At 69.7% G+C, this 24,994-nt stretch carries 16 protein-coding genes; 3 read left to right on the top strand and 13 right to left on the bottom strand.

Going from position 1 to position 24,994, the window contains the following annotated elements:
• Nucleotides 1–199 precede the first annotated feature (199 nt).
• Nucleotides 200–2,581: a DNA polymerase II gene (locus AB4851_RS04360; RefSeq protein WP_414448584.1), complete on the bottom strand. Its 2,382-nt coding sequence runs from the start codon at nucleotides 2,579–2,581 to the stop codon at nucleotides 200–202.
• 364 nt (nucleotides 2,582–2,945) lie between these two features.
• Between AB4851_RS04360 and AB4851_RS04355 the strand changes: the two genes are divergently transcribed.
• Both AB4851_RS04355 and AB4851_RS04350 read left to right on the top strand, forming a co-directional pair.
• A complete protein-coding gene (locus AB4851_RS04355) occupies nucleotides 2,946–3,854 on the top strand; it encodes a LysR family transcriptional regulator (RefSeq protein WP_414440788.1) in 909 nt (302 codons plus the stop codon).
• 561 nt (nucleotides 3,855–4,415) lie between these two features.
• The gene (locus tag AB4851_RS04350; protein WP_414448583.1) at nucleotides 4,416–5,618 is read left to right on the top strand and encodes a porin; all 1,203 of its coding nucleotides are present in this window, start codon (nucleotides 4,416–4,418) and stop codon (nucleotides 5,616–5,618) included.
• A gap of 268 nt (nucleotides 5,619–5,886) precedes the next feature.
• Here AB4851_RS04350 and dbpA read toward each other — a convergent pair whose 3' ends face one another.
• From dbpA to AB4851_RS04330, 4 genes are all read right to left on the bottom strand, one after another.
• On the bottom strand, nucleotides 5,887–7,287 hold the full coding sequence (gene dbpA, locus AB4851_RS04345; RefSeq protein ID WP_414440790.1) for an ATP-dependent RNA helicase DbpA: 1,401 nt from the start codon (nucleotides 7,285–7,287) through the stop codon (nucleotides 5,887–5,889).
• 13 nt (nucleotides 7,288–7,300) lie between these two features.
• Nucleotides 7,301–7,483: a hypothetical protein gene (locus AB4851_RS04340; protein ID WP_206129094.1), complete on the bottom strand. Its 183-nt coding sequence runs from the start codon at nucleotides 7,481–7,483 to the stop codon at nucleotides 7,301–7,303.
• Between the two features lie 1,035 nt (nucleotides 7,484–8,518).
• Nucleotides 8,519–9,124 (bottom strand): TetR/AcrR family transcriptional regulator, encoded by a 606-nt coding sequence (locus AB4851_RS04335; RefSeq protein ID WP_414448582.1) that lies wholly within the window; start codon nucleotides 9,122–9,124, stop codon nucleotides 8,519–8,521.
• Nucleotides 9,125–9,354: 230 nt separating this feature from the next.
• Nucleotides 9,355–10,494: a diguanylate cyclase domain-containing protein gene (locus AB4851_RS04330; RefSeq protein WP_414440792.1), complete on the bottom strand. Its 1,140-nt coding sequence runs from the start codon at nucleotides 10,492–10,494 to the stop codon at nucleotides 9,355–9,357.
• 392 nt (nucleotides 10,495–10,886) lie between these two features.
• Here AB4851_RS04330 and gcvA point away from each other — a divergent pair, with 392 nt between their 5' ends.
• Entirely contained in the window at nucleotides 10,887–11,819 is a 933-nt protein-coding gene (gene gcvA, locus AB4851_RS04325; protein WP_414448581.1) for a transcriptional regulator GcvA, read from the top strand.
• A 76-nt stretch (nucleotides 11,820–11,895) separates the two neighbouring features.
• On the opposite strand, the gene AB4851_RS04320 is transcribed toward gcvA, so the two are convergent.
• The 8 genes from AB4851_RS04320 to AB4851_RS04285 all read right to left on the bottom strand — a co-directional run bounded on the left by AB4851_RS04320 (nucleotide 11,896) and on the right by AB4851_RS04285 (nucleotide 24,954).
• Nucleotides 11,896–12,570: a pyridoxamine 5'-phosphate oxidase family protein gene (locus AB4851_RS04320; protein WP_414449133.1), complete on the bottom strand. Its 675-nt coding sequence runs from the start codon at nucleotides 12,568–12,570 to the stop codon at nucleotides 11,896–11,898.
• A gap of 232 nt (nucleotides 12,571–12,802) precedes the next feature.
• Nucleotides 12,803–14,446 (bottom strand): hypothetical protein, encoded by a 1,644-nt coding sequence (locus AB4851_RS04315; protein ID WP_414448580.1) that lies wholly within the window; start codon nucleotides 14,444–14,446, stop codon nucleotides 12,803–12,805.
• A 205-nt stretch (nucleotides 14,447–14,651) separates the two neighbouring features.
• Nucleotides 14,652–19,046, bottom strand: a complete 4,395-nt coding sequence (locus AB4851_RS04310; protein WP_414448579.1) for an autotransporter — start codon at nucleotides 19,044–19,046, stop codon at nucleotides 14,652–14,654.
• Nucleotides 19,047–19,210: 164 nt separating this feature from the next.
• Nucleotides 19,211–22,135 carry an ATP-binding protein gene (locus AB4851_RS04305; protein ID WP_414448578.1) on the bottom strand — a complete coding sequence of 975 codons (2,925 nt, stop codon included), beginning with the start codon at nucleotides 22,133–22,135 and terminating at the stop codon, nucleotides 19,211–19,213.
• A gap of 55 nt (nucleotides 22,136–22,190) precedes the next feature.
• Nucleotides 22,191–22,646, bottom strand: a complete 456-nt coding sequence (locus AB4851_RS04300) for a CesT family type III secretion system chaperone (protein WP_206131310.1) — start codon at nucleotides 22,644–22,646, stop codon at nucleotides 22,191–22,193.
• 128 nt (nucleotides 22,647–22,774) lie between these two features.
• Entirely contained in the window at nucleotides 22,775–23,047 is a 273-nt protein-coding gene (locus tag AB4851_RS04295) for a hypothetical protein (protein WP_414440798.1), read from the bottom strand.
• A 141-nt stretch (nucleotides 23,048–23,188) separates the two neighbouring features.
• Entirely contained in the window at nucleotides 23,189–23,434 is a 246-nt protein-coding gene (locus AB4851_RS04290; protein WP_206131309.1) for a type III secretion protein, read from the bottom strand.
• Nucleotides 23,435–23,463: 29 nt separating this feature from the next.
• The gene (locus tag AB4851_RS04285; protein WP_414448577.1) at nucleotides 23,464–24,954 is read right to left on the bottom strand and encodes a type III secretion protein; all 1,491 of its coding nucleotides are present in this window, start codon (nucleotides 24,952–24,954) and stop codon (nucleotides 23,464–23,466) included.
• Between the last annotated feature and the right edge of the window lie 40 nt (nucleotides 24,955–24,994).

Here is a 24,994-nt window from a genome sequence, read left to right as displayed (position 1 = left end):
TGTTCAGCCGGGGCGGCAGCCGTTACGCTGTCGTCAACCCTCTACTCCTCCCGTTGTTACCCCCGGGGGCCAGGGGCGCAGGCCACGTCGTGGCGGCGCCCCGACTCTTTTTCCCCCATTTCCCCCATTCGCAGAAAGGTTGTGTGAGCAACCAGTTCGGCATCCGCGTCATTTCCCCTTTGCTTCCCGCTTCGCCTCTTCAACCGGGAAATAACTGCCCCTGTCCGGAAATCACCGCCTCGAAATCGTCCTTCAGGAACGGCAGGATCGCGTCGGCCACCGGCTGCAACTGGCGGCTCAGGTAGAACGCGTAGTCGATCGGCGAGCGTATCGTTTCCAGCGGCTCGGGGCCGGCGGTGGTCATCACGTAGCTGATCCAGCCGCCGCGCTGATATTGCAGCGGGCGGCCCTGTTCGCGGTTGTATTCGTCGGCGGTGCGCGCGGCGCGTACGTGCGGCGGCACGTTGCGCTGATACTCGGCCAGCGGCCGGCGCAGGCGCTTGCGATAGACCAGTTGATCGTCGAGTTCGCCGGCCAGCATGCGCCGCACCGTGTCGCGGATCAGGTCGAGGTACGGCTCGCGGCGAAACACGCGCGTGTACAGCTCGCGCTGGAACTGCTGCGCGAGCGGCGTCCAGTCGGTGCGCACCGTTTCCAGCCCCTTGAACACCACGTCCTCGCCGCCGTCGGCGGTTAGCGCCAGGCCCGCGTAGCGCTTCTTGCTGCCTTCCTCCGCGCCGCGCACGGTGGGCATCAGGAAGCGCAGGTAATGGCGCTCGTATTGCAGTTCGAGCGCGCTGTCGAGGCCGAAGCGTTCGCGCAGATGCTCGCGCCACCACGCGTTGACGTGCGCGACGATCGCGCGGCCCTTGACGGCGGCCGACGCGTCGTCGTGCGCCTCGCGCAGCCAGACGAAGGTGGAATCGGTGTCGCCGTAGATCACTTCGTAGCCCTGCGCTTCGATCAGCTCGCGCGTGCGATGCATGATCTCGTGGCCGCGCATGGTGATGGATGACGCCAGCCGCGGATCGAAGAAGCGGCAGCCCGACGAGCCGAGCACGCCGTAGAACGCATTCATGATGATCTTCAGCGCCTGCGAGAGCGGCGCGTTGCGTTGCCGCTTGGCCTGCTCGCGGCTCTCCCACACGCGCTTGACGATCTCGGGCAGGCAATGCCGGCTGCGTGAGAAGCGCGCGCCGAGGAAGCCCGGCACCGAATCGGCGTCGCCGGGCTGCGCGAGGCCTTCCACCAGCCCGAGCGGATCGATCAGGAAGGTGCGGATGATCGACGGATACAGGCTCTTGTAATCGAGCACCAGCACCGAATCGTAGAGGCCGGGGCGCGAATCCATCACGAAGCCGCCGGGGCTGTTCTGGCCGGTCACGTCGCCCAGGTTCGGCGCGACGTAGCCGAGCCGGTGCATGCGCGGCAGGTACAGATTCGTGAACGCGGCCACCGAGCCGCCGGTGCGGTCGGCCGCCAGCCCGGTGACGGTGGCGCGTTCGAGCATGAACGACAGCAGGTCCGCCTTGGCGAAGATCCGCGTGACCAGTTCGCAATCCTTGAGGTTGTAGCGCGCCAGCGCGGGCTTGTCCTCGTCGAAGCGGCGCTGGATCTCGTCCATGCGCTGATACGGGTTGTCGACCGCCTTGCCCTCGCCGAGCAGCGTTTGCGACACGTATTCGAGGCTGAACGACGGGAAGCTCCAGGTGGCCGATTTGAGCGACTCGATGCCGTCGATGATCAGGCGCCCCGCGGCGCTCGCGAACAGGTGGTCGGGCTGCTGGCCGTGCGCGCGCAATTCGAGCGTGCTGCCGTCGCGGCCGAGCCGCAGCGGCACGCCGTATTGCTGCGCGTGCGCGTGCAGCACGCGCAGGTCGAACTGGATCAGGTTCCAGCCGATGATCAGGTCGGGGTCGTGCTGCGCGAACCACGCGTTGAACCGTTCGAGCAGCGCCGCGCGGGTTTCGCAATACACCAGGTGCACGGCGTGGCCGTCGAGCGTGGCCGCGTCGCCGTTGGGCGGGCCGAGCATGAACACGTCGCGCTGGCCGCAGCCTTCGAGCGCGATTGAATACAGCTCGCCGCGCGCGCTGGTTTCGATGTCGAGCGACACGCCGCGCAGCGCCGGGCGGTAGTCGGGGTCGGGCTTCAGTTCGGCGTCGGTCAGCAGGCCGGGGCCGGCCGGCGTGCCGCGAAAGCGCACCGGCGCGGTGATGAAGCGCTCCATCGTGTAGCGGTCGGGCGGCGAGACATCGGCTTCGTACACGTCCACGCCGTCTTTCGCGAGCCGCTTCTGCAACGCGCCGAGGTGGCGATGGCGGCGGCCGTAGAGGCCGAGCACGGGGCGCTGGCGGAAATCGCGCAGCGCGAGCGGGCGCAAGGCCACGCCGCTTTCGCCGGCCAGCACGCGTTCGGCGGCCTCGCGTTGCGCGGCCGGCACGAACGCCACCGATTCCTGCGGACGCAGGCGCACCCGGCGCGAGCCGCTGCCGGTGGCGAGCCAGAATTCGATCTCGACGCCGGCGGCGGTGTCCCGCCAATGACGGGTCAGGATGAAACCCTGCTCGAATTCGGTCAAAACGCGTGCTCGTGATGGTGAAGGTGCCTCAGGCGGCGGATTGTAGCGCCTGCATGGCGGTCGCGCCCGGCGCGCGAACCGAAGCTCGACCCGAAGCTCGACCCGAAGCCCGACCCGAAGCTCGACCCGAAGCTCGACCCGAAGCCCGACCCGAAGCCCGACCCGAAGCCCGACCCGAAGCCCGACCCGAAGCCCGACCCGAAGCCCGACCCGAGGCCCGAGCGCCACCACGCCGGCCGCGCCGGGCAGGCTCGGCCGACGGCGGCATTCTTTGCCATAATTCACCCCCGAATCGGCGGCCCGCCCGCCGCTGCACGACAGGCCGTCTGCCGCGCGGCCCGCTTCGCCCGAACAAGGATCGCCCGTGGAACTGAGACAACTTCGCCATTTCGTCGCCGTCGCCGAGGAGGCCAATTTCACGCGCGCGGCCGAGCGCTGCCACATCGTGCAGTCGGCGCTGTCCACCTCGATCCGGCTGCTCGAAGAGGAACTGGGCGCGAAGCTGCTGGTGCGCACCACGCGGCGCGTGAGCCTGTCGGCGGCCGGCACGGTGTTCCTCGATCGCGCCCGGCGCGCGCTCGACGTGCTCGACCGGGCCGCGCTGGAAGTGGCCGACATCACCTCGGTGCGCAGCGGCAAGCTGTCGATCGGCACGGTGCAGAGCCTGCCGCAGTTCCTCGAACTGCCGGGGTTGCTGTCGCGCTTTCATCAGACGCATCCGGGCGTGGAGGTGCGGCTCGTACAGGGCGCGGCGCCCGAGTTGAACGAGAAGGTGGGCGCGCATGAACTCGATCTGGCGATCCTGCCGATCGAGGAGCGCAACGAGCGCCACACGTCGCACATCATCGCCTGCGACGAGATGGTGCTGGCCTGCGAGCGCGGCCATCCGCTCGCGGCGGCCGGCGCGGTGCCGCTGGCGCGGCTGGTCAAGGAAGCGTTCGTCGATTTCGTGCCGGGGCAGGGCACGCGGCGGCTGGTCGATCGCGGCTTCGCCGAGGCGGGCCTGCAGCGGCGCGTGGCGTTCGAGATCGGCGATCTCGACACGGTGCTGGACCTGGTCGGCCAGGGCCTCGGCATCGCGCTGCTGCCCGAGGATGTGGTGGTGCGCCGCCCCGAGAGGCTCGCCTGCGTGCGGCTCGAACGCGCCGAGTTGTGCTGGGAGCTGGTGGTCACGCACGCGGCCTCGGCGTCGGGCGATGCCGCCGACGTGCTCGACCCCGCTCCGGCCGCGTTCCTCGACATGCTGATGGCCGAAACGGCCGATCAACGCTGACGCCGTTCCGGCTGTTTGCCGGACCCATTTCCGCATCAATTACAAATTGCCTTCGTAAGCATTCTTTGTGCTTTCGCGCGTGCCGTCGCGCCACGCCGTTGCTGCGCGGCGGCGCGCGGTCGTGGCGCACTGCATCGGCTCATTCCACATACTGGGCGTGGCTCGCCCTGAGTCATCGTATAACTCACCCATCCTTTCAATTACTGAAAGTCAGTCTGTCGGATAGACAAATTCGGGCCGAAACTGCCGAATAGAAATGAAAGAATAAGAAGTGAAAATGAAATAAATGAGTTTTTCATAAAAATCAACAACTTAAATCATATCGAAAAGCTGTCAAGTCAAGGTTTCAACAAAAATGACACAGAGATTTCCCTAGGAATATGCAATTCAGCATTGTTGAATTTTGCACTTGCGTTATAGGATGACTGACTAGATGAGGGACTCCAAGCACACGGATACTCGACCTCACCTGGAGACCGGCCCGCACTCGCAAGGGCGGCCGATAACGCATAACGCTGACCGCCTGCGGGGTGCAGGCGCTTTGGAATCACAGGGGACGCAATGAAGAAACGCATCATGGTGGCAGCAACGCTCACCGGCCTGACCGCGGGCGTCGCACACGCTCAAAGCAGCGTGACGCTGTACGGGATCGTCGATACGGGTATCGGCTGGCAGAGCAGCCAGGCCTCGCTCGGCGCGACCAGCGGTGGCAAGTCGGCCGTCAAAATGGTCAACGGCATCTGGGCGGGCAGCCGCTTCGGCCTGAAGGGCTCGGAAGATCTCGGCGGCGGCCTGAAGGCCATCTTCCAGTTGGAAGAAGGCTTCAACAGCGCCACCGGCGCGCAAGCCGTGTCGGGCCTGATGTTCAATCGTCAAGCCTATGTGGGCCTGTCGGACGCACGTTTCGGCAGCTTCACGGCCGGCCGTCAGTACACCGCGTACTACACCGTGCTGTCGCCGTACAGCCCGACCACCTGGCTGACGGGCGCATACGGCGCGCACCCGGGTGATATCGACTCGCTGGATACCACGTACCGCGTCAACAACTCGCTGGTGTACATGTCGCCGACCTACGGCGGCTTCACGTTCGGCGGTTCGTACGCATTCGGCGGCACGCCGGGCAGCACCAACAACGGTTCGACCTGGAGCGTGGCCGGGCGCTACGCGATGGGCCCGGCTGGTCTGGCGGTCGGCTTCATGCGTCTGAACAACTCGACGGTGGGCGGCGGTGCGTGGGGTGCGAACTCGACGGCATCGAACGGTGGTGCCGAGCCGAGCGTGTCGGGCATCAACAACGGCTATCAGTTCGCGGCAGCGCAGCAGCGCCTGGCCGTGACGGGCGGCTGGACGTTCAACTCGCAGTGGGACGTGACGGCTTCGTACTCGAACGTGCAATACATCCCGGGCTCGGGCTCGAAGTTCACCAACACGGCGATCTTCAACACGGCCGGCGCGGTGCTGCACTTCAAGCCGACCCCGACGCTCGACCTGGCGGCCGGCTACAGCTACACGCGCGCCACGCTGGCGAACGGCGTGCAGCACGCAGCCTACTACCACCAGTTCAACCTGTCGCAGTACTACAGCCTGTCGAAGCGCACTGGCCTGTATGCGCTCGAAGCCTATCAGCGCGCCGGCGGTCAGACGCTCGCACTGGGCGGCAGCATCATCAAGGCTACGGCCGACATCGGCGACGGTCAGAACAGCGCACCGTCCTCGTCGCGCAGCCAAGTGGCAGTGGGCGCGGGCATCATCACGCGCTTCTAAGCGGCAAGGTGTGTGCGGGGCGGCGTGAGCTGCCGCCCCGGCAATTTCCGGTATTTGCAGTAGAGGGTTCGCCATGGCGAGCCTTCTTTTCGCCGTCGCCGCGTTCACGCGCCGACGGCGTTTTCTTTTGGGGCGCCGCGCTCGCAGGTGCGCGGAACACGCGCTTGATGTCGCTCCAATTCGCAACTAACGGCCTATCCCGCGCGGCCCCGTCGAACCCGCGCCGCGCCCGCGCGCACGAGGCGGCGGGCGCGGCGCGCAACGCGGCTTACTCGTCGTCCATCAGGCGGACCTTGACCTTCTTGCCCTTGACCTTGCCGCCATTGAGCTTGCGCAGCGCATCGCGCGCGACGCTGCGCTCCACCGCCACGTAGGTCGAGAATTCGGTCACGTTGATCTTGCCGATCTGGGCGCTGGAGAAGCCGGCGTCGCCGGTCAGCGCGCCGAGCACGTCGCCCGGGCGGATCTTCTCCTTCTTGCCGCCGAGGATCTGCAGCGTTTCCATCGGCGGCAGCAGCGGCTCGTTGCTGGCCGGCGTGAGCGAGGCCAGCGGCGCCCATTCGACCTCACGCCCCTGCGCCTGCTCGATGCCGCCCACGCGACCCATCTCGTTCATGCTGGCGAGACTGAGCGCCCAGCCTTCCTGATCGGCGCGGCCGGTGCGGCCGATGCGGTGCACGTGCACTTCCGGGTCGGGCGTCACGTCCACGTTGATCACGGCTTCGAGCTGGGCGATGTCGAGGCCGCGCGCGGCCACGTCGGTCGCCACCAGCACCGAGCAACTGCGGTTGGCGAACTGGATCAGCACCTGGTCGCGCTCGCGCTGGTCGAGCTCGCCGTGCAGCGCGAGCGCGTGGAAGCCCTGCGCGCTCAGCACGTCGAGCAGGTCGCGGCACTGCTGCTTGGTGTTGCAGAACGCGATCGTGCTGGCCGGCCGGTAATGGTTCAGCAACTGGCCCACGGCGTGCAGGCGCTCGTTGTCGTCCACTTCGTAAAAACGCTGACGGATCTTGCGCGCGTCGTGCTGCTCGACCAGCTTGATTTCCTTCGGGTTGCGAAGGAACTGGCGACTCAGCTTGGCGATGCCGTCCGGGTAGGTGGCCGAGAACAGCAGCGTGAGCCGCTCGGACGGGCATTGGCGCACGACGATGGCGATATCGTCGAAGAAGCCCATGTCGAGCATGCGGTCCGCTTCGTCGAGCACCAGCGTGTTGAGCGCGCCGAGCGCGAGCGTGCCGCGTTCGAGGTGATCCATGATGCGGCCGGGCGTGCCGACCACGATATGCGCGCCGTGCTCCAGGCTGGCGGCCTGCGGGCGCATCGGCGTGCCGCCGCACAGCGTCAGCACCTTGATGTTTTCCTCGGCGCGCGCGAGGCGGCGGATTTCCTGGGCGACCTGGTCGGCCAGTTCGCGGGTCGGGCACAGGATCATCGCCTGCACGTCGAAGCGGCGCGTGTCGAGGCGCGCGAGCAGCGCGAGCGAGAACGCGGCGGTCTTGCCGCTGCCGGTCTTGGCTTGCGCGATCAGATCCTGGCCGGCGAGCGCGACCGGCAGGCTGGCGGCCTGGATCGGCGTCATCTCGGTGTAGCCGAGCTGCTCGAGGTTGGCGAGCATCGCGGGCGCGAGCGCGAGCTCGCTGAACGGGCGGGCGGGTGTGGCTTGGGTCATCGTGGCTCCTGGCTCAGAACGGGCGGCCTTCGATCTGCTCGTAGACGGGGTTGCCGTCCTCGTCGTCGTAGCGATACAGATAGTTGCGCGCGCCGCACAGCGGGCAGCGGAACAGGTCGCCCTGGCCCTCGTCCTTGATGACGACGTCGGCGAGTTCCCACGGCGTGCCGCAGCTCTGATTTCTGCAAGTAAACAAGTTCTTCTCCAACGGGATGCGGGGGCGCCCCGGCTGGCCGGGAGGCGGACGTGCGCCGCGCGGCAGCCGCCCGCGGCAACCTGGCGGAAGCCGGATCGGGGCGGGTGGGCGTGGAGCGGGGCGTCGGGGCGCGGATGGAATGGAGGCGATCGGTCGATCGCGCGTGCCGCGATTTTAACGGATGCGCGCGCGGAGGCCGGCGATTTCGATTCCCCCTAAGCGGCAGACTGGAAATGATTTGTAAGACTGTTGCGGCGACGCACGGCTCACGGTATTCTCCGGACCCAACCCACCCTGCATTCGAGTGCGTCGCTCGCACCCTGCAGGGCCGCCCACCGGCTCCCGGCCGGCGCACCCCACAACGAGAACCTGAGAGACGGCGCGGCAGCGCGAACCGGGTTTCCCTGCTCCGCGCGGCGAAACCGTTCCATGCAGCTCCCGCCGGCGCGGCACGACCGCGCAACATCATCGTTGCGGCAATCAGACAGTTCACGATTGCCATTTTTCAGAAGCCGCTATCGCGGCTTTTCTTTTTTCCGGCGAATGGCGCGGGCCGCGCCGCATTCGATTTATTTCGCGCCCGATCGGAGTACGCCATTCGAGCGGTCGGTCTATTTACACGTACCGCTCGATAAGGTTTTCAAATGCAGAAAACCATTCGAATGACGCCCGGCTATTGTTGGTAGAAACCCGAGAGCGCCTGTTGGCAAGGCGCTGGGCGAATCCACATGGCATGTTGCGATACACAATATCGCCGCATTGCCCGCGATATAAATGTGCATTTATCACGCATCGCCATTTCGTTTATGTAGAATGACATCCCGACAGTTTACGAATTGAAGTGGGCATCGCGAAACACACCGGACAACGAATCATTTGAACCCGCCGGTGCGATGCCCAACGGCGCGTGACACCCACGCCGCGTCGCGCATCATCCAGATAACTGGAGCCTGAGAGACCGCGCCCCGCGCGCCGGGCAAGCCCCGGCGCGCGGCAACGCGCACCCGGTATCGGCCATTTTGCGGCCTCCCTCGATCACCCTTGTTCGAACGCCACGGCCTTGTGCGCCGGCTTGCGGCTGCGCGCGGCGATCAGGCATTCGGCCGCTTGCCACGCGTCGCCGGCAGCCTGCTCGCGCTCGCCCGCGGTGGCCGCGAGGATCGCCCCATCCAGCAACATCACGAGCTGCCGCGCGAGCGGCCCGGCCTCGGCCGGCGCAACGAGTTCGCCGAGCAGATCCTGCATGAAGCGGCGCAAGCCTGCCTTTTGCGCGAGCGCGAGACGGGCCGGCTCGCCGTTATCGCCGTTATTGCCGTGGAATTCCGACCACGCGCCCACGAACAGGCAGCCCGTGAAATCGGGCGAGGTGAACCAGCCGTGGTGCCAGTCGAACACCGCGCGCAGACGCTCGACGGCGGTGCCGTGCGCGCCGGCCGCGTCGGCCATCGATTGCCGCGTGGCGCCGGCCCGCTGCGACAGCACCTCGCAGATCAGGTCGTGCTTGGAGGGGAAATGGCGGAACAGCGTCATCTTGGCGACGGCCGATTCCTTGATGATCCGGTCGATCCCGACGGCGTGATAGCCGTGGGCGGCGAACAGGCGAGTGGCGGTGTCGACGATGCCTTGCTTTTTTGCGCTCATGCCTCGGGCGTCCTGTGGTCGCCCGGGCTGGCCGGCGCGCCCGGAGATCGAGCGTCGCATCCCGCCGGGCGCGTCAGGCGGCGCGGGGCGGGAAACCGGGCGAGACGCACAGCCTACCGTGGAAGCGAGCCGTCACGGCCCGCCGTGGCGCGGCCGCGACGCAGGGCGCGCGCCGACTTGTTGTGGTCATGGAAGCGGGGGCGCGAGCCGAAGTCGCGCCGGGCCGACGCTCAGGCAGCGGTTTCGGTGTCGCCGCGCTTGTTGTTGCGCTTGGCGTCGTACATCGCCGCGTCGGCGATGCGCAGCAGCGTGTCGATATCGGTGTCGCGGGCCGTGACGGGCGCGATGCCGACGCTCGCGCCGACCGTCGCGACGATGTCGCCGCCCAGTTCGATCGGCTTGGCGATTTCCAGCGCGATGGTGCGGGCGAAGTCGCGCGGCGTGCCGTACGCGTCGCATTCGTCGACGATCACGAATTCGTCGCCGCCCATGCGCGCCACCAGCGCGTCCTTGCCGGCGAGCCGGCGCAGCCGTTCGGCCACCTGCGCGAGCAGCATGTCGCCGGCCTCGTGGCCGTAGGCGTCGTTGACGGGCTTGAAGCCGTCGAGGTCGAGATAGAACAGCGTCATGCCGGCGCGCATGCGCGTGCGCACCTTGCCGTTGGCGGCCTGGAACAGGCCGGCGCGGTTGAGCAGGCCGGTCAGCATGTCGTGATGCGCGCGGTGGTTGTTCTCGCGCTCGGCCTTCATGGTGGAGATCAGCATCGCGTTGAGGCGGCGCGCGGCGACGCTCATCGCGAACAGGTAGAACGGGATCTGGATCAGCGACAGCCACAGCACCTTTTCGCCCGACAGCAGCGAGCCGAGCGCGCACGGGCCGAGCGACAGCACGATCATCACGGCGACCAGCCGCGGCGCGGCGAAATTGCGGAAGCAGATGCCGCCCACCATCGCGGCGGCCGACAGGAACGAGAGCGTGGCCGCCACCCAGTCGCCGCTCAACGCGCTGATGAACGCGCCATAGCCCACCGATGCGCCCCACAGCGGCGCGAGGTTCAGATAAAGGTCGGTGGGGGTATCGCGGTGTTGGAGCGCGCGGCGGCGCGACAGCACCAGCACCACCAGGCGGATCGCGCAGATCAGGATTTCGCCGATCAGCCAGATGCGGAACGGCAGCGAAGGGTGACGCGATTCGAGCGCCCAGGCCACGGCGATGGTATTGAATACGCCGCCGAAGAAGATCGGCAGCGTGCCGAACAGGGTGCCGACGAGCGCGACGCGGATTTCCGGCGGCATGTCCTGGCCCGGTTCGGCCAGCCATCTCGCCAGCCGCCCGCGAGGCAACGAATACACTTCGGTCCTGCTCTGCACTTGACGTACCTTCGTCGGATCGCGGCCGGCACACGGCGAGCCGGCGGCGCTTATTTGGAATCGGACAGGCGATGGAGGTGGCTTGCATGCCGTGCCTCGAAGAGGCGGCACGCCGTCGGACCCCGCCGTCCGCCGTGGCGGACGGTTCCGACGCTCGCGCGGGCGCCGAGCACCCTGCCTGCGTGGCGGCGCTGTTTGCGCCGTATGCAAGTCTACCAGCCCGGAGGCGGGGCGAAAAACGCGGTTCGATGATTCGGTTTGCTCGATGTTGCCGGCACGATCGCGTGGGCGGCGTGCCCCGGCGCTGCCTGCCTTGCCGGGGCGCGACGCCCGGCCGGCGCTAGAATGCCTGCTTCGCGCCGCCCCGCCTTTTGCCCTGTTCGCCGCCCATCATGTCGCGCTCCGCTCGCCACCACCGCCTGCCGCCGCTGAACGCCCTGCGCGCGTTCGAGGCCGCCGCGCGCCACCTCAATTTCCGGCTCGCCGCCGAAGAGATCGGCGTGACGCAAGGCGCTGTGGCGCAGCAGGTGCGCCACCTGGAGGACGTGCTGCAGCGCCGGTTGTTCGAGCGGCTGCCGCGCGGGCTCGCGTTGACGGCCGATGGCCGCGCCTATTTCCCGGCCGTGCAGCGTGCGTTCACGATCGTTGCGGACGCAACCGATACGCTGACCCGCCAGGCCTCGACGCTGACCATCACCACCGCGCCGTCGTTCGCGTCGAAGTGGCTGATTCCACGTCTCGCGCGTTTGCGCGAATCGCATCCGACGCTGGAAGTGCGGGTGATCGCCGATGAAAAACTGGCGACGTTTCGCGGCGATGGCGTGGATATCGCGATCCGGCTCGGCAAGCCGCCGTTCGGCAAGGGCCTGGCGGCCGAGCTGCTGTTTCCGCTCGACGTGTTCGCGGTGGCCGCGCCGGTGCTGCTCGACGCTTCGCCGCCGGTGCGATGCGGCAGCGATCTGGCCGCGCATGTGCTGCTGCACGATGCGCATGACCTGTGGCCCGAGTTTCTCGATGCGCTGGCGGCGGGGCCGGGTGTCGACGCGGGCAAGGGGCCGCGTTTCAACCAGTCGTCGCTGGCGATCGACGCGGCCATCGACGGGCAAGGCATCGCGCTGATGAGCGAGCCGCTGGTCGAGCGCGACATCGCGGCCGGGCGGCTGCGCCGCGTGCTCGATTTTTCGTTCCCGTTGTCGCTCGGTTTCTATGTGGTGTATCCGCAAGCGACGGCCGACACCGAGGCGCGGCGCGCGTTGCGCGAATGGCTGCTTGCGCAGCGCGACCAGGATCGGCGCAGCCATGGGACGGACGCGCTGCGGATCTGAGTGGGGCAGGCGGTGTAGCGCTGGGTCGCTCGGGACGGTTCAGGGGTGCTGAGGGTGCTGAGGGTGCTCAGGACGCTCAGGGCGCGACCCAGCCGCCTCGCCAGCCTTGTGCGCCATCCGCGCTCCGTGTGTTCGCCACGCCTTGCGTGCTCCCGATGCCCGCAGCATTCCCGGCGCCTCCAGCGCCTTGCCCACCCTCCGCGTCATACACGAAGCGTGCGCGGCGGTGGCCATCCGCCGCCAGATCGAGCCAGTCGATCGCGTCGATGCGCACGTCGATCACGGCAAACTGCGCGAACCCTTCCATCGCATCGATCTCGGCCCCGTCCGGCGCGGCCGGCGGATGTGCGTCGGTCGGCTCGGCCACCGGCGTGCCCGGCGGCAGCGGCGCGCGATAGAGGATCAGCGTGCGCGGCCGGCTCGATCGCCAGATCGCGAGCCGCTCGGCTTCGCTCGCGCGCAGGCTGGCGACGCCTTCGGCGCGGATCTGCAAGCCGTTGGCGAGATCGCAGCCGACCAGCGCGAGGCGGCCGTCGCGGGCGATTTCGGCGGCCTTGGCCGAGCGCGCGTCGGTATGGAACATCAGCGTGCGGGCCGCGCGATCCACGCCGCGCAGCACCACGGTGCGCACCTGCGGCGCGCCGTCGAGGCCGAGCGTGGCCGCCTGCAGCATCGTGAACGGCGAGCGCTCGCGGCCCGCGTTCGCGCCTTCGTCGAGCAGGTTCCAGATGCGGTCGAGCAGATTGATCATGGCGGGCAGCGGCAAGAGGGAACGGCACACGATAGCGGGCCGCTCCGGCGCTGTAAACGAATCTCGCCCCGGCGTCGCGCCCGGGCCGCAATGGGCCGGGTGCGACGCTGGGGCGAGGGGGGCCGCGCGAGCTTGCCGCGCCGGCAGCAGGCCCGAGCAGGCCCGAGCGAACCCGAGCGAACCCGAGCGAACCCGAGCGAACCGGCGTGACGCCGGCTCGTCAGGCAACGCGTCAGACCGCCGTGTTGCGGCGTTGCAGCAGCGAGCCTTGCTGTTGCTGCGCCGAGGTGCCGGTGGCGACCGGCAGGATCGGGCCGCCGTCGGCATCGCTGTCGTCGCTGTGATCGACCTCGTGCACCGACGCGTTGCCTTCCGTCTTCTTGGTGCTGCCCATCTGCGCGAACGGCGCGTACATCACCATGCCGAGCAGCAGCGCCACGGCCAGGTTGTTGACGTTGGTCTGCGCGCCTTCGCTGAGGCCGGTGGTCTTGTCGGCGACGATCTGCGAGAGCAGCGTGCTGGCCGTAAACAGCGTCGCGCGGGCCGGGAACGCACCGGTGGCGGTGTTCTTCAGCTCCTCGAGCGTCGGCATGTGGAGCGAGGCCTTCAGGGCCGGTGCGCCGCCGGCGGTGATCGAGTTCGACACCAGGTCGTCGGCCACTTCGCCGAACATGTTCCAGCCGGCGCGCTCGGCCGAGTGGTCCGTCTGCAGCACCTGGCCGGCCGCGCCCGCGCCCGACGGGCTGGACGTGTACGACATGCCCGAGCCCACCACCATCTGGTCGGCCACGTAGGCCGTGCCGGCAGCTTGCGATTGCGCGAAGCTCGGCGTCTTTTCCTCCTTCGGATCGAGCTTGACGAACTGCTGCACGCCGTCGCGCATCGCGCAATACAGCACGAACGCGCCCAGGCTGGCCGACGCGCCGGCCATGCTGCCGGTGCCGACCGCGGCCAGGCCCATCACGCTGCCCACCGCCATCAGGGCGAGGCGCGAATTGCGGCTGGTGTTGGTGGCGATGCCCTTTTCCTTGTCGCGCATCATGCCGGTGACGAGCAGCGCGATCGGCGCGGCCGTCAGCATCAGGCCGATCATCGATTTCACGTCCTTCGACACCTTGTCGTCGCTAAGGAGTTCGCCGAGCTTCTGGCCGGTCAACTGACGCAGGAACGTCGGGCCGTAGACGGTCGGGATTCGCGCGACGATCGAGTGCGCGGCCGAGGTCACGAACTTGCCGACCGGATTCTCGAAGTTGTTGTTGACGATGTCGTTGGCGAAATCGAGCACGCTCTGCACCATCTTGCGTTGCTCGGGCGTGCTCGGCTCGGCGCTGTCGTCGGTGCCGATCGCCTGGTGCAGCACGGCCATGTTCGCGTCGAGGCGCACCGGGTCGTGCGACACGTCGAACGCCTCGATCATGTCGTGCATCTGCGCTTCGAGCTGGCTCAGGCCTTCCGATCTGAACTCGGCCGGCGCGTCGGTGATGTCCGTCTCGTGGATGCTGTGCAGGCTGTGGAGGCTGACCGAATCGGTTTCGCCGAGCATCGTGCGCTCTTGCTGCGTGGCGTGCGTGGGATGCGTCGGGCGGCGCTGCATGCGCGGCGGCGGCGGGTGCTGGGCGTTGCGGCGCGCGGCGGCGGCCGCCGAGCTGGACGCGGCGGTCGACGACGATGCGGTGGTTTGCGTCTGCGGGCGCGTGCGCACGCTCAGGCGCGAGCCGCCCTCCTGACGCTGCGAGGTCAGATCCGACAGCGCGTTGTTGCCGGCGCGCGTGGTAGGCGCGTTGGTCGTGTTGTGGGTGGTGGTGTGATCGGTCGGGGTGGACGACTCGCCGATGGGCGGCGTATTGGTGCGCCCGGAGATGCTGTTGGTTGCCATGAGGCCCTCTCGTAAGGATCGAGTCGCCGGTGCATGGCACATGCATCGACCTGATCCAGTGTTCCAGTGTTCGGCAACAGTAGCGAGATGGGGCGCGCGCCGGCGGCAAAACGCGAACGTGCGTCGTGCATGACGAAGAGGCCGCCGCGCGGGAGGCCGATCCGACATCTGCATTACATCGTGGCGTGCTGGATGCGGGGACGCATCAGGCGCGCGGCGGCGGGTCCTGTTCATCGCTCGCGTCGAAGCTGTCGCGGGCGTCGAAGAACGTGTCGCCGTCCTGGTCGATGTAGGGCGTTTCGGGTGGGCGCGTCGGCGGAGCGGCGGTGCTCGCGGCGCTCGTGCGGGCGGTGCCGGGGCCGGTGCTGCTGCCGGGCGTGGGCGGTGGCGGTGCCGGGCGCGTCGGCGGCGCGGTGCGCGGGGTGGCGGTGCCGCTCAGTGCGTCGAACGACTGGAAGCGCGACGCGGTGCTCGACCCGGCAGCGGACGTCGGATCGAGCAGGCTGTCGAGGCCGGTGCGGGCGCCGGCCGCGGGCGGGGGCGGACGCAGCGGCGAGCGCGGCGGGATGGCGGGCGCAGGCGGCGGCGGGCGCAACGGCGAGCGCGCCGGGATCGGCGGCAGGGCCGATTGCGGACGGCGTTGCGATGTCGATGGCGCGAGCGGCGGCGCGATGGGGCGCTGCTGTTGCTGCGTGTCGGTTGGGATCGCAGGCGGGGTACGCGTGGGAGCGGGCGGCACGATCGGCCGTTGCTGTTGCCGCGCGTCGGTTGGGATCGCAGGCGGGGTACGCGTGGGAGCCGGCGGCACGACAGGCTGCTGCTGTTGCCGCGCGTCGGTCGGCACAGCAGGCGGAGTGCGCGTGGGCGCAGGCGGCGCGACAGGCCGTTGCTGTTGCCGCATGTCGGTTGGGATCGCAGGCGGGGTGCGCGTCGGAGCAGGCGGCGCGACAGGCCGTTGCTGTTGCCGCGCGTCGGTCGGCACCGCAGGCGGAGTACGCGTGGGCGCAGGTGGCACGACAGGCCGTTGCTGTTGCCGCACATCGGTTGGCACTGCAGGCGGCGTCCGCGCGGGCGGCGGCGGCCGCATCGCCGAGCGCGGCGGCACCACGGGCGGCACCGGCACCGCAGGCACCGCAGGCGGAGGCACCACCACGGGCGGCACCACCACCGCCGCCGCCTGCCGCTCCTGATAGCGCTCGAGCTTGTCGAGATCCGCGAAATCGGCCGACTCCGAGACGATCTCGTGCTCGCCCGACACCTGCGTGACCGACGTCGCGATCAAGCCCGCGTTGAGGCCCGTGCGCGTGGTGATCGCGTTCTGTTCCTTGACCTTCAGGTCGGACGCGATCCACGACGCCGGGTTCGTCATGATGTCGTCGATCCGGCGCGCCACGCTCGCGGTCGGCTGGCCGTGCACGGCGTCGCTGGCGGTCAGCGCGTCGATCTGCCTGGCCGCGCTGTCGCGCAACCGGAAGCGATGGAAGAACGTCTGGTTCGGCGCCGAGTTGGCGCGCGCGTCGCCGAGCAGCGTGTCGATCTTCCGGTCGGCCGCCTCGTGCGCGGTGGCCCAGTGCGCGGGCGTGGCGGTATCGACATCCACGCCCTGCGCCTTGAGCGACTTCAGCGCATACAGGTCGCGCCACGCGCCCGCCTGCGCGTCCACCGCGTGCGTGAACGTCTCGGCCGACTTGTATTCGACGTCGACCAGGCACGAGCGCGGCACCAGCTTGCCGTTGTCGCGCGCGATCTGCACGCGCGATTCGATGCCGGAATCGGTCAGCGCGAGGATCGCCGACGGCGTGTCGATCGACGACAGCCCCAGCCCCACGTCGTGCGCCTTCGGCCCGAGCGACACCGAGCCGCTCAGGCCGCCGGTCAGGCGCGCGACCCAGCGCGCGCCGCTGCCCGAGCGATGCTGCTCGACCTGCAGCGCGCCGGCGTCGTCGTGAACCTCGCGCGTATGGCGGCGCGTGGCCGTATAGCCGGCGCCCACGCCGATGCCGGCCGACAGCGGCGTCTTGGGAATCCCGCCGTACACGCCCACGTCCACGGTGCCGCCGCGGCGCACGGTGTCGTCGATGCCGTCGGTCCAGCCGACCGAGATGTCCGGATCTTCCAGGAACTGGTCTGCCAGGCGGTTCCAGGTGTCGCCCTCGTTGCCGGTGCGCGCCGTCGCGGAGCTGTCGACCAGATGCTCGAACAGCGCCGCGTACTTGGTTTCGAGCGTGCGGTCGTCGAAGTTGGAGCCGTCGGGCAGCACGCGCCGCGCCACCCGCAGCGACACGCCGCTCGGCTCGTTGCGCTCCTGCTGGTGCAGCACGGCCTGGGTCGTCACGCCCGCCCGCAGGTAGGACAGGCCCACGTCGAAGTCGTAGCCCACGCGCACCCCGAGCCCGGCCTGCGCGCTGATGCCCTTGGCGGTGCCCATGAAGATTTCCGAGCCGTAGTTGCTGCGCGCGAACTCGACCAGAGCCGAGCGGTTGCCGGCCGCGCGAAGGTCCACGCGCGGCTGGATCGGCACGCCGTGCACGCTGAGCAGCTTGCCGACGTTGGCCGACAGCCCGCGCGTGCTGAAGCCGAACCGGTTGCCGTCCTGCATGCGCAGCCGCGCGCCGGACGGGATCGTCCTGACCACCTCGGACAGCGCCGCCACCACGCCTTCCTGGCCCGGCGTGGCGACTGTTTGCGGCAGGTTCTTGGTGTCGCTCCTGAGCGTATCCACCGCGCCGATGAAATCCGCGTCCTCCACCCCGGCGCGCTGCGTCCAGCCGGCGATGCGCTGCGCGTTGAACGGCACCGTGCCGAGCGCGCGGAACGCCGGGTCCTGCTGCGCGTTGCGGCCCGACCAGCCGGCCGTGTCGCGCAGCATCGCGTCGCGTGCGGGCATCAACTCCGGGGTGGCGGACAGATCCTCGGTGGCCAGCGCGTTGCGCATCTCGTTGGCCTTCGCGACGATCAGCCTGGTTTGCGCGGCATCGGGCTGGCCGGTCTTGAAGCCGCCCTGATCGAACCAGACATGCAGCGCCGCCAGCTCGGCGATCGAGTGGCCCGGCTGCGCGTGCGTGAGCGTCGCGGCGGGCTGCATCATGGGCCGGTCGAGCAGCGCGCCGCGATGCTCGGCCAGCTTGGCGAGCGACTTTTGTTCCTTGGCGATGGTGGCGCGCGTGACGTCCTGCGTGCCGCCGCGCAGCGCGGCCAGCGGCGCGCGGTGCTTGCCGACCGAGCGCGCGGCGAAGGTCTTCCAGCGCGTCTCGCCCGCTTGGTCGAGCGCCTTGCCGGTGAACTTGTGCAGACGCGAGCGCGTCTTCGCCAGCGGCGTGCCGGGGCCGTCCTCGCGATAGTGCTGGCGCCACGCGAAGAAGTCGCCCTTGTGCGCGGCGCTCATCTGCGCCACGCCGTGCGTGTTCGCGGTGGCCGCCGCCGAAAACGCGCGCGCGGCCAGCGTGGGCGTGCCGCCCGCCGCCACGTTGCGCGCCTGCACCGCGCCGGGCGCGGGGTCGTTGGCGGGCGTCAGCGCGTCGTGCGGGCCGGGATCGGCGTGATCGGCCGCTTCGAGCATGGTGCGCTGCGCGTTGATGCGCAGCGGCGTGTCGTCGGGGCGCGGGCCGCGCAGCACCTGCAGCGCGTCGAAGCCTTCCTCGGTGCGCGACAGGGTGCGCGCGGCGAGCCAGGCGCGGGCGCGCGTCTCGTCGATCGGCTGCCTCGCGCCGGCCGGGTTCGCGCTGGTCGATTGATCCATCTGCGAGAAATCGAGCCGCGACATTTCATCGAGGATCGCGCGCGCGTCCGTGGAACTTGTTGCGCCCGCGCTGCGCAACGCGATGGCCAGCAGCGCGCCGCGTTGCGTGGAGGGCGCGGCATCGGGCGCGCCGAGCCCCGCGAGGCGGCCGGCCAGGATCGCGTTGTCGCCGCCGTTCACGCGCTGCACGCCGGCCGGCTCGGGGAACCAGACGTCGACCTGGGTGCGCAGCGCGTCGGGGCTGTCGAGCGATTCGATCCGCATCGCCTGCTCGTCGGCATCCTCGTGATCGTCCTCGGGCACGGCGGGCAGCGCGCCGCTCAGTGCCGCGCCGGCCTTCTTGCCCGCGCGGCGGCGCAAGGCCTCGGCGTGCGAGGCCTTCGGGTCGGCCGCGTAGCGCGCGCCGCCGGTGACGTATTCGCTGGCGCCGATCGGCCGGTTCGCGCTGATGCGCTGATGGAACGGCGTGGACAGTTCGGAGCTGGCGGCCTGCACGTGCGTGACGACGCTGGCGGCCACGCCGCGCGAGGCGCCCGCTTGCGTGCGAGCTGTGTTCGGGTTGGCGTTGTGGCCGCCCGAGCGCGAGAACATCGCCTTCAGGCGGGTGGTGCCCAATTGGCGGCGTGCGGCATCGTGGTTCGGTGCGGGATGGGCCGGGTCGCCCGCCGTGCGCGCGTCGGCCGGTGCGTTCTGCCGGGTCGCATCACGCCGGTTCGGCAGCGGCGCGGCCGGCTGCGTGGTCGGTGCGGCCTGCCCCGGCACCACGTGCGCCACGCCGGGCACGCCGCGCGTGGCCGGCTGCTGCGGCTCGGCGGGCGCGGTCCCACCGATGCGGGCGAGGACGGACTTGAACGACGGCATCGAGGCTCCGTGGCGCCATGCGGGCCTCGCGCTTCATCGCGAGGCCCGCATGTTGGGATGGAGTGCCATGCTAGGGCGCCTGCGTGACATCCATTAGTCACGACCCTCACGGTATCGGAAGCCATGTCGCGCCATGCGAAGCGGGCTACGCCGGGCGCGACTTCTCAGGGCGTGCCGTCGAGCGCGTCGAGATCGGCGCGGATTCGTTCGACGATGCGATAGGCGCCCTGCTCGGTGGCGCAGCGCAACGCGGTGAGCAGCGCGCGGCGCGTGAGCTCGGACGCCTCGCCGCGCGCCCGCGACAGCCGCCCTTGCAGATGCAGCAGCCAGGGCAGCGTCCAGCGTTCGCCGGTGCGGTCGGCGCGGCGCGCGGCCTGCGCGATGCCGTTCGCGAGCGTGTCGGCCAGCACCGGCTCGGCCTCGAACGGAATCGACGGCAGCAGCGTGGTGACGAATGCCAGCTCGACGGGCGGCACGCGGTGCGATTCGAAGCGCCCGGCGATTTCCGCGACCAGGGCGCGCGCGGCCTGCCGATCGCCGGATCGGCCCACCAGCCAGCGTTGCACGTCGAGGCCGGTGCGCAGCCAGCGGCGCGGCGCGGCCGAGCTGGCCAGCTCGACGAGCGCCGCCGCGTAGGCCTCGGCGCGTGTCACGTCGTCTTCCACCACGGCCAGCGCGCAGGCGTGGCGCAGCGCGACGCAGCACGACAGCGGTTCGTTGTCGGCGGCCATCAGGTCGGGGATCTCGCAATCGCGCGGCGTGCCGCCCACCAGCCATTGCACGGTGGACAGCGCCGCGTTCGCGATCAGGTGCAGCGACAGGCCGTGGCGGGTGGCCAGCGCGCGTGCCTCGCGCACCACTTCGGGCGGGTTGGCGGCGTCGCCGGCGGTGCCGCCGAGCAGCGGAATCGCCTGATGCAGATCGCCCGTGTAGGCGCGCAGCATGCCCTCGATGAGCTGTGCGTTGTGCTGCGCGGCGGGCCAGCGCGCGGCGTCGGCGATCTCCGAATACTTGCGCGACAGCTCGCGCGCGCGCTCGGTTTCGCCGCGGATCTGCGCGCGGAAGAACAGGTGCAGCAGCGCGCGCAGCCGCGTGGAATTGTCGGCGCAGGCGCTGGCGATCTCATAGGCGCGCTGCCATTGCAGCGCGGCCTCGCTGGCCGCGTTGCGCTTGCAGGCCAGCGCGTTCGCGAGCGCCGCCGCCACCCGCATCTCGGGGCGAATTCGGCGCACCGCGCCGTTGTCGCCGCATACCGCCACGCGGCGCGCCCAGCCCACGTATTCGTCGCCGAGCACGAGTCGCACCCACAGCGGCGCGGAATGGTCGAGCAGGTCCGCGCCGAGTTCGGGCTTGCCGTTGTCGATGCTCCAGTCGAGCGCGGCGCGCAGGTCGGCCAGATCGTGACGCACCGAAGGGGGCGCGAGAAACGGCCCCGCGCCGAAGCGGCGCGCCATGCTGCGCGCGATCTGCGCCGCGTGCAGCGCGCCCGGCGTGGCGCGTTCGGGCGTGCGCGCGAGCGTCGCCAGCGCGAAGCGGCGCACCGAGGGCGGCAATTGCAGGCGCAGTTCGCCGTCGCATTCCACCTCGTCGACGAGGCCCGCCGCCACCAGGTTGCGCAGCCGCCGGCCGGCCACCTCGGCCGGCGTGTCGTCGAGGCTGAGCGCGCGGTCGAACGCCACCAGCAGCTCGATCCCCGTGGCTTCGTCGAACGCGCCATGAAACAGCCCGAGCCGGCGCAAGGTGCTGCGCGTGCCCGCGTCGAGCCGGCCGTAGACGAATTCGACGCACGCCAGTTGCAGATCGCCATGCGGCAGCAGCCGGCGCCGCGCGCCCGAGCGCTGGGTGAGGAAGCGGTCGAGTTCGGTCGCGGCGCCGACGAACGTCGAGCGCACCTCGCCGCTGGCGGCCAGCGCGACGGCCAGATCGGCGGCCAGCAGTTCGACCGGATGCGGCATGCCGTCCACGCTCGCGCAGATCGACGCGGCGGCGGCCAGCGCATCGGCCGGCAGGCGCGTGGCGCCGGGCGAGCCATCGCGGCGCTGGCGGCGCAGGAAGGCCGAGAAGAACAGCGCCAGTGCATCGCTGTTGCCGGCGTCGTCGGGCTGGTGCGCGTCGGCCGAGACGCCGAGCGGCGCGACGGCGATGGTACGTTCGCCGAGCACCGCGAGCGGCGCGTCGCCGGTGGCCAGCACGTGCACGCCGAGCGCGGCGGCCGTCAACTGCTCGATCACGCGCGCCACCGCATGCCGCAGCGGCGAGACGTGATCGATGACGATCAGCAGGCGGCGTTCCCGCAAGGTGTCGGCGAGTTGGTACGCATCGAGTTCGCCGCCGGCGGTGTCGACGTCGAGCGCATCGGCGATCGCATGTACCACGCGGTCGGGCGTCGAGAGCGTGGCGAGCGGCACGTAGGCCACGCCGTCCGGGAAGCCCGGCGCGAGGCCGCGCGCCGCCTCGATCGCGAGGCGGGTCTTGCCGATGCCGGCCGCGCCGGTCAGCGTGACGGTGCGCGCGGCCGGCACGGTGGCCAGCAGTTCGGCCAGCTCGGCGTGACGGCCGACGAACGGCGACGGGTCGTGCGGCTGGGCCTGGGCGAGCGTGTCGCGCGCGAGCGGCGCGGGCTGGAGCGGTGCGTCGTCGAGCGGAGCGGGGCTGTCGGCGGGCGCGGCGGCGGCGTCGCGGGCCGGGCGTTCGCCGCCGTCCACGTCGGGCTGATCGACCACCCGCAGGTCGCCGGCGAAGCGGTAGCCGCGGCCCGGCACGGTTTCGATCAGGTCGCGATCGTCGCCGAGCACGCGCCGCAGCGCGGAAATCTGGGACTGGACGGTATTGGCGTCGACTTCGAGGCCGGGCCACGCCGCTTCACGCAGCGCGGTGATGGCCACCGCGCGGCCGTTGGCGTCGATCAACAGGATCAGGATGGCGAGCGGGCGCGCGCCGATCGAGACGATTTCGCCGTCGGCGATCAGCAGGCCCGCATCGCGCAGCAGCCAGAAGCGGGAAAAAGCGATCGTGCGGCCGGCCGGGGTATCGGACGGCGCGAGCACGCTGCGCCGGTTGGGCGCGCGTGGGGAATCGGATTTCGACATCGGGGACTACACGGGACGCCTGACTCGGGTTGATCGGCCGAGCGGCGCTGGACGGTCATGCGCGCAACCAGACGTACTCCCCGGAGGCGATGCCGTCGAACATGTCGTCGCTCGATTCCATGATGTTGCGCCGCCAGTAGCGGCCATGCTCTGCGTAATGGGCGAGCAGGTCGGCCAGTTCCGCACCGTCCACGCCGCTGTCGAACGGAATGCGCAGTATCAGTACCACGTTCCCGGTATCCGTGTCGATCCCCATTTGTGCCTGATCCTGCGCGTAAACCAGCAGGTTCGCTTCGAGCATCAGGCGGAAAATCGTCAGGGTTCTGCCGGCGGTGACGGTTCCGTAATGGAAGTTCGCGTACATCGCGTCGATGTCGTTATCGAAGTAATCGAGGCGGACGTCGAAACCTTCGACCTCGATCGCGCGCGTGGTCAACACGTCCTGCACGTCGGGCAGGCCGATGACGGCGCAGAGATCCTCGATCAACCAGGTATAACGGTCTGAGCTCATGCGATGGACTGGGCTGGACTGGGAAGGCCGGGTGGGGGGGACAACGGAAAACAAAAAGGGCGGCCGCCCGAAGCCGGGCGAAACCGCCGCCACGACGGCGCCGCGTGACGCGACGCCCGCGTGTGTCATTAACCGCCTTGCGATGCGCTTTTGACGTTGCTCGCGCCGCTCTTCATCACGTTCGCCAGCGAAGCCGCCATGCTCTGTTGGAGCTGCATCTGCGCCGAAGCGAGCGTCATCTGGTTCATCTGGTTGCTGATGCCTTGCATCTGCGATTGCGTCGATGCCGAATCGGCCGAGCCGGCTGCCGAGTTGGCTGCGCCGCTTGCAACGTTGCCTGCCGTGCTGGCCAAACTGGAGGCCGAGCCGGCCAGCGAACTGATATTACCGAGAGAAGGCATGGTGTTACCTCGCGAGTCTAGGAAGTTCGGTTTTCGAAGGAACTACAGGTGTTGCCACTGCGATGCCGGTCCGGTTCCGTCACGCCGTGGCGGGCACGGAGCCGGGCAGCGTTCGAAGGCGGCGTGCCGCCCGCGAATGGGTTACGACGCGTTCGCGCGCTGCTCCTGCAGCTTGGCGAGCGCGCGCGAGGTCGCGAGAAAGCCGCGATACAGCTTCGCGAGATTGCTGCGGTCGAGTTCGTTGGTCGACGGGGTCGCGCCGATCTTCTCGGCGGTCGCGTCGAGCGCCGCGCGCAATGCGTTGACGCGGGCCTGGCTGTCCGGCGCGTTCAGCAGCGTGCGGATGTCGTTGAAATCCTTGGCGTGCGGTTCGAGCGGTTCGTACATGATTTCGATCCCTGTGGTGACGTGTCGGCTCAGCTCGCGATCGGCGAAGCCGGCGGCCGGGACGATGATTCGGCCCGGCGCGCCGGCGGCGCATCGGGGCAGCGTGCCGATGCGAGCATCGGCGCATACGAGCGGGCCGGTGCGCCTTGCGGCGCGGCTGCGGCCGGTACGTCGGCTGCCGCGGACGGCAGCGGCACGAATTCGTTGGCGTTGCTCGGCGGCTCCTGCGGGTTGGCCGCGTTGCGCGCGCTCTTGGTGTTGCGTGCGCCGTGGGCGCGGTTGCCGGCGTTGCCGCTGTTGCGGCCGGCCGTGGCCGGTGCGTTGCCGGTAGCCGTTGCATCGGCGGCGGTGTTGGCGTCGGGCGTGCCGTTGGCGCTGTTTGCCGCCGTGTTCGCCGCGCTGCCGGCAGCGCCGTTCGTTGCGCCTTGTATCGCGCCGTCGGTCGACATGTCCGCCGGGGCACTGACGCCCGTGTTCGCGCCGACGTTCGCACCGGTGGCCGTGTTCGGCGCGGCGGCGCCCGAGGCGAGCTGCGGGTCCGACGCGTAGATATGCTTCACGCCGTCGGGCGTCTGCGCGTACTGCACGCCGTCCGCCGAGATCATTTCCGAGTAGGCCGTGGCGTCCGTCGAACTGGCGTTGTCGGCCGATTCGGAGACATCCGAGACGATGTCCTTCACGTTCGGGTCGAGATCGGCGCGCACGCGGGCGATCGCCGCGTCGAGCGCCATCTTGTTGCCGACCGAGCCCTTGATCACGAAGCGTCCGCCGCCGCCGTACTGCACGCGCGCGCCCGGTACCCCCAGCGAATCCTCGATGCTGCGCGCCACTTGCGGCGCCACGTCGTATTGCGCCGCGACCTGGGTGATGGCGAGGCGGCGCAGCAACTGGCGCACCGCGGCATCGTCGGCCGAGCTGGCCAGCATGCCCGTCACCACCACCGTGTCGCCCACCGCGTGCGCGCCGAGGCCTTCGATGCGGGCCGCGGCCAGCGCGTCGGTCACGCGGTGCGCGTTGTCGTCGGCGTTCGGCGGCAGGGCTGCGCGGCTCATCTGCGCCGTGGACAGCACCGACACCGTCACGATCACCGCGCCCACGCCGAAGCAGGCCGCCGCGACGCCCAGGTAGCGGCGGCGCAGCGGCGAGGCTTTCGGCACCGGCTTGGTCATCAGCGTTTGCAGCAGTTCGTAGTCCGACGGCCACACGCCCGCTTCATCGCCCACGCAGAGGATCGTGCCGTCGAACTGCATCGGCACGAAATCCACCAGCAGGATCGTTTCGAGCGGGCCGCTGGTGGCCGTGCCGGCCGTCGCGGCGTTCGCTTCCGGCGTGCCGGGGGCTGCCGCGACCATCTGCGCCGACACCACGCCGGTATCGGCCACCGTCAGCCACAGGTCGCCGCCGCGCCAGTCCGTCAGGCGAATGTCCGCCGCATCGTCCGTGCCGATGCGGTGCGCGCCGGGCGCGAGCTGCAATTGCGCGCCTGCGTGGGTGCCGGTGAGAATCCGCAGCAGTTTCATGGGTGCGTCGAGTCGGGTCACAGCCTCAGCTATCGTTCCG

The sequence above is a fragment of the Burkholderia sp. 22PA0099 genome, assembly GCF_047497165.1.
Classification (GTDB): domain Bacteria; phylum Pseudomonadota; class Gammaproteobacteria; order Burkholderiales; family Burkholderiaceae; genus Burkholderia.
This window is presented reverse-complemented; position numbering and strand designations above follow the sequence as displayed.

What these genes read in the sequence shown, in the direction of transcription:
- AB4851_RS04335 (WP_414448582.1), bottom strand. Translation starts at nt 9,124, where the DNA reads ATGAGCGCAAAAAAGCAAGGCATCGTCGACACCGCCACTCGCCTGTTC.
- AB4851_RS04305 (WP_414448578.1), bottom strand. Translation starts at nt 22,135, where the DNA reads ATGTCGAAATCCGATTCCCCACGCGCGCCCAACCGGCGCAGCGTGCTC.
- AB4851_RS04290 (WP_206131309.1), bottom strand. Translation starts at nt 23,434, where the DNA reads ATGTACGAACCGCTCGAACCGCACGCCAAGGATTTCAACGACATCCGC.
- AB4851_RS04315 (WP_414448580.1), bottom strand. Translation starts at nt 14,446, where the DNA reads ATGGCAACCAACAGCATCTCCGGGCGCACCAATACGCCGCCCATCGGC.
- AB4851_RS04310 (WP_414448579.1), bottom strand. Translation starts at nt 19,046, where the DNA reads ATGCCGTCGTTCAAGTCCGTCCTCGCCCGCATCGGTGGGACCGCGCCC.
- gcvA (WP_414448581.1), top strand. Translation starts at nt 10,887, where the DNA reads ATGTCGCGCTCCGCTCGCCACCACCGCCTGCCGCCGCTGAACGCCCTG.
- AB4851_RS04300 (WP_206131310.1), bottom strand. Translation starts at nt 22,646, where the DNA reads ATGAGCTCAGACCGTTATACCTGGTTGATCGAGGATCTCTGCGCCGTC.
- AB4851_RS04350 (WP_414448583.1), top strand. Translation starts at nt 4,416, where the DNA reads ATGAAGAAACGCATCATGGTGGCAGCAACGCTCACCGGCCTGACCGCG.
- AB4851_RS04285 (WP_414448577.1), bottom strand. Translation starts at nt 24,954, where the DNA reads ATGAAACTGCTGCGGATTCTCACCGGCACCCACGCAGGCGCGCAATTG.
- AB4851_RS04295 (WP_414440798.1), bottom strand. Translation starts at nt 23,047, where the DNA reads ATGCCTTCTCTCGGTAATATCAGTTCGCTGGCCGGCTCGGCCTCCAGT.
- dbpA (WP_414440790.1), bottom strand. Translation starts at nt 7,287, where the DNA reads ATGACCCAAGCCACACCCGCCCGCCCGTTCAGCGAGCTCGCGCTCGCG.
- AB4851_RS04320 (WP_414449133.1), bottom strand. Translation starts at nt 12,570, where the DNA reads ATGATCAATCTGCTCGACCGCATCTGGAACCTGCTCGACGAAGGCGCG.